This window comes from Evansella tamaricis (assembly GCF_019042215.1).
GTDB classification, from domain to species: Bacteria; Bacillota; Bacilli; order Bacillales; family Salisediminibacteriaceae; genus Evansella; species Evansella tamaricis.
The window spans coordinates 1-8,044 of the sequence record NZ_JAHQCS010000125.1; the positions used below are offsets into that span (position 1 = coordinate 1).

7 protein-coding genes are annotated in these 8,044 nt (G+C 37.2%); 2 read left to right on the forward strand and 5 right to left on the reverse strand.

Translation table 11 applies throughout. The annotated features are described in order from the left end of the window. The 4 genes from tnpB to KS419_RS15790 all read right to left on the reverse strand — a co-directional run. Positions 1-916, reverse strand: a 916-nt coding sequence (gene tnpB, locus KS419_RS15775; RefSeq protein WP_217066103.1) for an IS200/IS605 family element RNA-guided endonuclease TnpB, incomplete at its 3' end; no start/stop codon positions are given. 10 nt (positions 917-926) lie between these two features. Beyond that, the gene (gene tnpA, locus KS419_RS15780; protein WP_217067360.1) at positions 927-1,325 is read right to left on the reverse strand and encodes an IS200/IS605 family transposase; all 399 of its coding nucleotides are present in this window, start codon (positions 1,323-1,325) and stop codon (positions 927-929) included. 267 nt (positions 1,326-1,592) lie between these two features. Next, on the reverse strand, positions 1,593-2,519 hold the full coding sequence (gene pyrF, locus KS419_RS15785) for an orotidine-5'-phosphate decarboxylase (RefSeq protein WP_217067361.1): 927 nt from the start codon (positions 2,517-2,519) through the stop codon (positions 1,593-1,595). A gap of 595 nt (positions 2,520-3,114) precedes the next feature. Then, positions 3,115-4,080: a hypothetical protein gene (locus KS419_RS15790; RefSeq protein WP_217067362.1), complete on the reverse strand. Its 966-nt coding sequence runs from the start codon at positions 4,078-4,080 to the stop codon at positions 3,115-3,117. A 588-nt stretch (positions 4,081-4,668) separates the two neighbouring features. Here KS419_RS15790 and KS419_RS15795 point away from each other — a divergent pair. Continuing rightward, positions 4,669-5,904, forward strand: coding sequence for a L,D-transpeptidase family protein (locus tag KS419_RS15795; protein WP_217067363.1), 1,236 nt, complete (start codon positions 4,669-4,671; stop codon positions 5,902-5,904). 438 nt (positions 5,905-6,342) lie between these two features. On the opposite strand, the gene KS419_RS15800 is transcribed toward KS419_RS15795, so the two are convergent. Further along, entirely contained in the window at positions 6,343-6,981 is a 639-nt protein-coding gene (locus tag KS419_RS15800) for a hypothetical protein (RefSeq protein ID WP_217067364.1), read from the reverse strand. A 284-nt stretch (positions 6,982-7,265) separates the two neighbouring features. On the opposite strand from KS419_RS15800, the gene KS419_RS15805 reads away from it, so the two are divergent. Further along, positions 7,266-7,529, forward strand: coding sequence for a DUF3727 domain-containing protein (locus tag KS419_RS15805; RefSeq protein ID WP_217067365.1), 264 nt, complete (start codon positions 7,266-7,268; stop codon positions 7,527-7,529). Positions 7,530-8,044 lie beyond the last annotated feature (515 nt).

Here is an 8,044-nt window from a genome sequence, read left to right on the forward strand (position 1 = left end):
ATTTAGTTACAAAGGCAGACCATGATACATCAGAGATTGATTTTGCTAATTTATGATTGCGTAACATTCCTTTGGTGTTCAAGTCTTCGATACAGACAATATCGTGGTTTTTGATTATTTCTGTACTTAACTTGTTAAGAAAATCGTCACGTTGGTTCATTACTCTCTCATGCAATCTAGCAACTTTTCGCTTTTGTTTCTGATAGTTTTTTGCATCAAGAAGGTTAATATTATTGTTTTTAGCATTTAACGCACGTCTTGAAAGTTTTCGCTGTTCACGTTTTAGTTTCTTTTCCATTTTTGATGTGAATTTATTATTGTCAATCTTGCGACCATCAGAAAGAATGGCAAAGTCAGTGATACCTAAGTCTATACCAATAGATAATTCCGTTTTCTCCAATGGTTGCACTTCTATTTCTGCAAGAATTGATACAAAGTATTTACCACTAGGATTTCGTCTAACAGTAGCATTAAGGATACGACCATGTACTTCACGACTTTTGGCAAAGCGAACAAGACCAAGTTTCGGCAATTTGATTTTGTTGTCTACAATGGTAATGTTATTGTTTGTTTCTTTAGTCGTGTAGGATTGTACTTTATTCTTTTTAGACTTGAAGCGTGGAGCTTTATTTTGTTTCTTGAAGAATCGAGTATAAGAATCAGCAAGGTTTTTCAGTGAGGATTGAAGGGCAATGCTATCAACTTCTTTTAACCATACTAATTCCTTTTTTAATTGTGTTAATTCAGCAGAACAAGAATTGTAAGTTAATCCTTTGCCAGTTTCTTTGAATGTATCGTTCCATTGCCCTAAAAAGCGATTATATACAAAACGACTACATCCTATTGTTTTAGCAATTAAGATTTCCTGTTCTTTGGTTGGATAGATACGAAATTTGTACGCTTTGTTGACTAACATTGTTTTCACCTCACTTTAGACCTTGATTTTCAATGTACTTTTTAACTACATCGATTGGAGATCCACCAGTAGTTAGTAAGCAAAAACTTCTCGACCAAAACATTTCTTTCCATAGCTTTTTTCTTATTTGTGGGAAGTCACGTTTTATCAGACGAGAACTTGCACTTTTATAAGCATTTATGAACTTTGACAATTCTGTATTAGGGTGTGCTTTGAACAAGATGTGAATATGGTCTTTATCATGATTCCATTCGACTAGGGAGATATTATATTTCTCGCCTAGCTTTACAAACATATCCTTAGCATAGTCAGATACTTTATCATCAAAGACTTCTCTGCGATATTTTACAACTAGCACAAGATGGTAATACATTAATAATACTGAATGATTATTACTGTCCAATTTCATTGCATTATCAGCCTTTCTCTTATCTAAGACTGATTATATCAATAAGGTATGAAGTGGGCAACAAAAAGCCTTTAGGCTATCGCCTAACCGACATTCATCTCCCCCTTATCGTTGGGCTTCGCCCTTCACACGATTGAAGAGGGAGTCTTCTGTCGGAAAATGATAAAATGTGTTATATCAAATTCATCTCCTATTTCCCGCTCACCATTCGGTTCATATTTCTTAAGTAAAAAAACTTCATTCATGTTCTGTTGAAACTAGGCCTTCTTATACAGAATATTTATTAAATCTGACCTGGTTGATCTGGTTTTTAGCTTCAATAGCTGAACTAGAAATGGATCTAGCCATTTGTTCTCTTGATATATTTCTCCAAGTTTCATCTTTCTTACGAAAACAGTAGTTATACGTAATCCCTCTTGAAGAGGAAATAACGGCCCCTAAACCATTCTCATCGAAGAAAACAGCTAAGTCTTCAGCTTTAGCACCTTGTGCACCTAACCCGGGAACTAGGAAAATCGAGTGTGGTAATAATTCTCTAATTCTTTTGGCATCTGATGGATAGGTTGCTCCTATGACAGTACCAATAAAGGAGTAGTTATTTTCACCTTTAGTAGTTTCGGTTAATATATTTATATCTTTAGCTATTTGCATGTACAAAGTTTCTCCATTTTGTAATGTTAGATCTTGAATTTCATAGGAAGAAGGATTGGATGTTTTTAGTAATAGAAATAGACCTTTACAGTTTTCTTGCGCAATTTCTATAAATGGATTGTAGCCATCACTTCCTAAGAAGGGATTTACAGTGACCATATCGCCAGATAAAGCACCACCTGTTAAAAAAGCTTTTGCATACGCTTTTGAAGTTGGTCCAATATCCCCTCTTTTTGCATCGTTGATCACAATTACGTTTTTAGAACGAGCATATTTTATTGTTTCTTCCAAAGCCTTAATACCTAAACTTCCATAAACTTCGTAATATGCTAGTTGAGGTTTTACTGCTACTACATGTTCATGAACCTCATCAATTACTAGCTTATTAAATTCAAATATTGCTTCACAAATTTCTTCTGTACTTTGTTTATCTGCATTTAATAAAAAGTCTGGAAAATAAGAAACTTCAGGGTCTAACCCAACTACTAGAGCTGTATTTTTATTAATACTATGTTCAATTAGTGTATCAGCAAAGTTTTTCATATGTGTCCACCCTATTAATTTTGTTTTAAATTAAGTTAAGTTCCAATATTATAGATTAATTATCTTGGATGCCCTAATTTTTGTTCCACTATTTACTATCGCTACCCTTGTGCAAATAATCGTACAGTCCTTACACATTTTAATTGTTTTCTTGAAAATAATCACTATAGGTGGACAGGCCATAGAAGACCAAGACTTTACAGTTGATATCGTAAATCATAAATCCACATTTGAACTAATTGTAACAACAATAGAAAACCATACGAAAAAAACTGTAAATTCACTCTCGTATTTTATTTAGGAATTGGTTTTTTCTGTTAAAGAAAAGCTTTCCTGATAGTGAAAAACTACTATCGAGCAACTTATTTTTTGTATGAATTTCGTAAATGAAATACGAATAAAGTCTATAACCAATCACCAAAAAGCAGAATATAAACGTCACAAATCATGGATACTTAGAAGCCTTTTTGTTAACCTAAAAAAAGAGACAAATCACGAAATTAGTCTCTTTTTTGTTGTATGCTTTTTAGTCTTCTCCCTCTAAACGGAACTAGTTATTCTGTATGACCGCCTGCTTTTATTTCATTTTTGATGCCTACTTCACTTCCGTGATGGCGTTCTCCGACAATTTAACCAGTTTGATTTTTTTCGGTTTGATGATTATGAAATAATGATTCTCTATATTGGATGCTCGGATTCCTTGTGGCTTCCTTTTATATGTTTTCTGACTATATCTGCTGAGTGTCATATATAGATCAAATGGAACCTCCGTTTTCTCATCCATCATCACTGTTTCGCTGGAGGATTGATTGAGGTTGGAATTTGAACCTTGCTGTTGAACCGCCGTTCCATTCGTTTTCTTTATACCTTCCACTGACTTTTCCGGTTGTTTTAATACAGAATTTATGGTTTGTTTAGCGTTTGCTTGAGATTCCACTTGAGACTTTGGGAACGTATCCGGTGTGGGTTCCTGGAAGGAAAAGGACGTTGTCGAACTCCCCTCTTCCATATCCATATCAACCTGTATCAATTCATTATACAAATCGGAAACTTTTGTCTCCGGAACGTGTTGTCTTTTCTTTCGCCTATCTTTTTTCTTTTGCCTACCCTTTTTCTCAACTAATTGTCGTTCTTTTCTAGTCATGTGGACACTTGAATGAAATGATTTTTCCTCTGTAGACGAATGAGTGAGTTCCTTTTCCACTTCCGTTTTTTGTTCTTCCATTCTAATAGAAGTGGATGGGGCCATACTTTGCTGGAACGGACCTTCTTTATGCTTCTTTAGACTACTACCTTTTTTCGGCTGTTTCTTGGAAAAACGGTTTGGATTGCTTTCTGCATTTCGGTGAGATTCACCAGATTGCTTCAATATGGTCGCAATCCCTAAAACAAGAATACCTCCAAGAATGCTTACATATACCCACAATAGGGAAATCTGAAGGTTCCATTCCCCCACCTCGGTATCTTGTAACATAGTAAAGAGATATACTCCAACGATGAGCCCAACTATGATGACTACTATTCCAATGTATCGATAAAACGATCCAACATTCCTATTCATCGTCATCCGTCCTCCATATTTTATAGAACACCATGTCCTGTCAACCCCATTATATAATTTTTTCCAAGTGCCTGTCACCACCCGGGATTTCTCGATTTATGTCGATTTATTTTCAAGGTTTAATTGTTTTATATAAGAAACAATGAGTGCTTAATAACATATTTATAATTTGGGCATAAAGGAGGAATCTTTTTTCTCATTTCGTCGTCATACAGGTAAATAAGAAAAGCGCAAGCGCCTACGAACACGAGCGTAGGGCAGTGGAGGAATAACAACCAAAGTGCCCCGCAGCGAGTAGGAAGCAACTGAAAAAGTTTAAACCCACTTTTTCAATTCCTTTTATTTGTATGGCAATGGCTGCGCTCGTCGCTCGCCTGATAGGAGAAAACCACTCCTATCAAGCTTTTTAAAGATTGCGACGGCTACGCTCATTGCTTAGGGACTGTAAAAGTGGAAAAGCACCACTTTTTCAGTTCCCATGCGAGTAGGCGATGGAGCTAGACAACTTGCCCGAAGGTGCCAAAGCTTATAAATTCTTATCGATTAACAAAAAAAAATAATTACTTTGATTTGAAAGGAGGTTATCTTATGAGAAAATTTGTCCTATCCGCCCTTATTCTAATATTACTATTTTCATTGTTTCCCATATCTACTGCAGCATCTGGAGGTCAATTAATCATCATTAAGAAATCTACAAATGAACTAGCATTTTATGAAAATAGTGAACTCGTTAAAGTATTTCGGGTCGCTACAGGAAAGAGCTCAGAGTTAACACCAGAAGGAAACTTTATGATTGTAAACAAAATTAAAAACAGACCTTATTACAAAGAAGATATTCCAGGAGGAGATCCTAGTAATCCACTTGGCAAGCGTTGGCTTGGTTTAAACGCCAGGGGAACCTGGGGTACAACCTATGCCATCCATGGGAATAATAACCCGAATTCCATCGGAACATATGCAAGCCTTGGATGTGTCCGTATGCATAATGGGGAAATCGAATGGCTTTTTGATAGAGTGAGAGAAAATACACCTGTCATCATAACATCTTCCAATGAATCTTTTAAAAACATTGCTAAGTCAAACGGTTATAGTGTATCGGGAGATGAAACTGCTAAAAGTGCTCCACAGAAAAAACTAGATTGTGATTCCGTTTTACAGCAAGGCTGTAATAAAGAAGAAGTAAAAAAGATTCAACGACAATTAGTTGAATTGGGATATATCACCTCTGGAGTAGATGGAATGTTTGGTCCTGATACGAAAAAAGCCGTCAAGAGTTTTCAAAAAGATAATAAACTTACCGCTGATGGTGTTGTTGGTCCTAAAACGGCAGAAGTGCTGGAAGCGAAGATGAATGAAGAGTTTGAGAGAAGGAAAGGTGATAGGGAAAAACTTCCTACTTCACCAGATGAGAAAGAGATCCCTCAAGAAACTCAGAAAGAACAAAAAGAGCCAAAAGAAGACGAAAGTTCAACTGGTAAAAAAGAGGAAAAGATTGAAACAAAGCCTGTTAGTGAATATATGAGAGCAGATGGCAGAAGACCCATTGCAGTGGATGACCCATTCCTACCTGATTGGGACAATTCTATCCAACCAAATCGGCTTGCAAAACTGATTGAAAGTCCAACTTCAGTTGGAAAAAGTCAGTTAGCAGCATCTAAGAATCCAGAAAAACAACTAGCTGAACCAGCTACTTCCAGTGGCTTCCTGTTTAGTTTGACTACTTGGCTAGACATGGTTTGGACAAATACAAAAACTGCGTTTAACAACTTCTACTCTGAAGAGGAACTTACGTTAGTAAAGGTTGTATCTCATATGAGGAAATAACAAAGAAAAGCGCAAGCGCCTTGGTCACGGGCTTAGGGAAGTGGAGCTAAACAACTTACCCGAAGGTGCAAAAACTTATACTTTCAAAAAAGGTGTCTATTGGATCGAATCCATAGGCACCTTTTCTATTCTAGTGTTGATTCATTTGACAATACTATTAATTCGTTGGCAAAACCGCGTGTGCTGATGGATGGCTTCAGCTGATTCCTGTCTTTTCCTCGACTAGTATCGCTTTGAACTACAACTGTCGAGACAACCTCTAGTTTATTCGTGCTGCTATTTTCAACGCCGAAATCCACACCTTTTACTTTTCTCTTATTTTATTCTAAGGTCTTGAAATGCATTTAGAATTGGATTCCTGTTTTCCAACTTCTATTGTAGTTCCGTTTTATTTTGAAAAATTAGTGTCCTTGCCTTTTAACTATTCTTTATCTTTCATTAATTCGCTTCTTTTTTATCTAAATCCATTTCAATTTTTGCGGACTTCCTCACCCGGTCAAGAATCAAGTAAACAGACCGAATTTCTTCTTTTAACTCTTCATTCTCCCTTTGTAACTGGTTATTTTCTTCCATTAGCTTTTTCACATCAGCAACCGACATCTCTGGGTCTAATCCCTCAAAGAAGGAAGAAATGTCTTTCACTTTCAAGCTTGAAGAAAAGTTGATGTCATTAGTTGTTTTCGCCGTAGGTGTTTTCTTAGTGGCTGACTTCTGCCTGTCTACACCTTTAACTATCGGATTCTTCTTTGCTGATTTTTTTGAACCGAGATTCTCTGTTTTCTTCTTCTTTGAATTTTGAGCCTCATTTCCCTCGGCATTTTCTTTGCTGACCGTGTCGGAATGAAACTTACTTTTATTTACTTTCTTCTTTTTTGCTTCTTTTATTTCATTTTCATATTCTTTACGAATAGTAGAGTTCCAACGAAATCCACATGCAGCAGTAGTTCGATTCAGCTTTTCGGCTGCCTCGTTAAAAGCTTTTGTTTGTGTACTGCCATTCATTAAATGCTCCACAACAATAGTTGCTAGAGTCTTGTCATTCTCTTTTGTCCACGTATCTTTTCTCTCTTTTGGCATAAAAATCTCCTTCCAAAACTATGTTTATTAGAATTATAGTCTCATAGAGTAACTTTTATACTACAAAATTTAAAATGAGAGAACGAAAATCCAAATGACCTTCAATATGTTTCTTTCACATGAACATCTCCTAGGTTTCCACAAGCTCCTGTCATCTCCCGAAATGAGATACTTCTAAATAGCATCCATCCTTTTGCCTATGTCTTGAATAGTACCTCCTAATTTGGACATTTTAAGAGGGATAACGTGTTTTCCATATGTATATTATAACAAGGGGGATTCATATGTCTGAGAAAGAATATATTACCTTAGAAGATGAAGATGGGAACGAAAAAGTGTTTCAAATTGATGCCATGTTTGATATGGAAGAACACACGTATGCCATGATCACTTCTGGTGACGAAACTCTTATGATGCGAATAGAGGACGAAGACGGGAAACAGTCCTTAGTCTCTGCAACAGAAGAAGAAATTGAGAATCTGATGGATGCTTATAATTTGGCATTAGATGCAGATTTCGATTCGGATAATGGTGGAATAAAACACTAACAAAAGCACTTACTATTAAGGAATTAATCAATAGTGGTGTAGTGGACCATTCGACAGGTGCCTGTCACCTCCCGATTTCGACAAGTGCCTGTCACCTCCCAATTCGACCCGATCTACCTTTCGGGCAAAAGATCGGGAAACTTCTTACCGAACAACCGAGCATCGCCTCCGTTCGGGCATTAGTTCCGGCAACTTCTTACCGAACAACCGAGCATTCCTCTCGTTCGGGCACTAGTTCCGGCAACTTCTTACCGAACGACTGGGCATACCTCTCGTTCGGGCACTAGTTCCTTCATCTTCTTACCGAGCAACCGAGCATACCTTCCGTTCGGGCACTAGTTCCGGCAACTTCTTACCGAAACCTCAGGCCGCCATCTCCTTCGGGCACAAGTTCCTTCATCTTCTTACCGAACGACCGAGCGGCCATCCCGTTCGGACACAAGTTCCTTCATCTTCTTACCGAACGACCGGGCATACCTCCCGTTCGGGCACTAGTTCCGGCAACTTCTTACCGA

Bases quoted from the DNA above. Each gene is read 5' to 3' on its own strand.
- KS419_RS15800 (WP_217067364.1), bottom strand. From the start codon at position 6,981: ATGCCAAAAGAGAGAAAAGATACGTGGACAAAAGAGAATGACAAGACT.
- tnpA (WP_217067360.1), bottom strand. From the start codon at position 1,325: ATGAAATTGGACAGTAATAATCATTCAGTATTATTAATGTATTACCAT.
- KS419_RS15805 (WP_217067365.1), top strand. From the start codon at position 7,266: ATGTCTGAGAAAGAATATATTACCTTAGAAGATGAAGATGGGAACGAA.
- pyrF (WP_217067361.1), bottom strand. From the start codon at position 2,519: ATGAAAAACTTTGCTGATACACTAATTGAACATAGTATTAATAAAAAT.
- KS419_RS15795 (WP_217067363.1), top strand. From the start codon at position 4,669: ATGAGAAAATTTGTCCTATCCGCCCTTATTCTAATATTACTATTTTCA.
- KS419_RS15790 (WP_217067362.1), bottom strand. From the start codon at position 4,080: ATGAATAGGAATGTTGGATCGTTTTATCGATACATTGGAATAGTAGTC.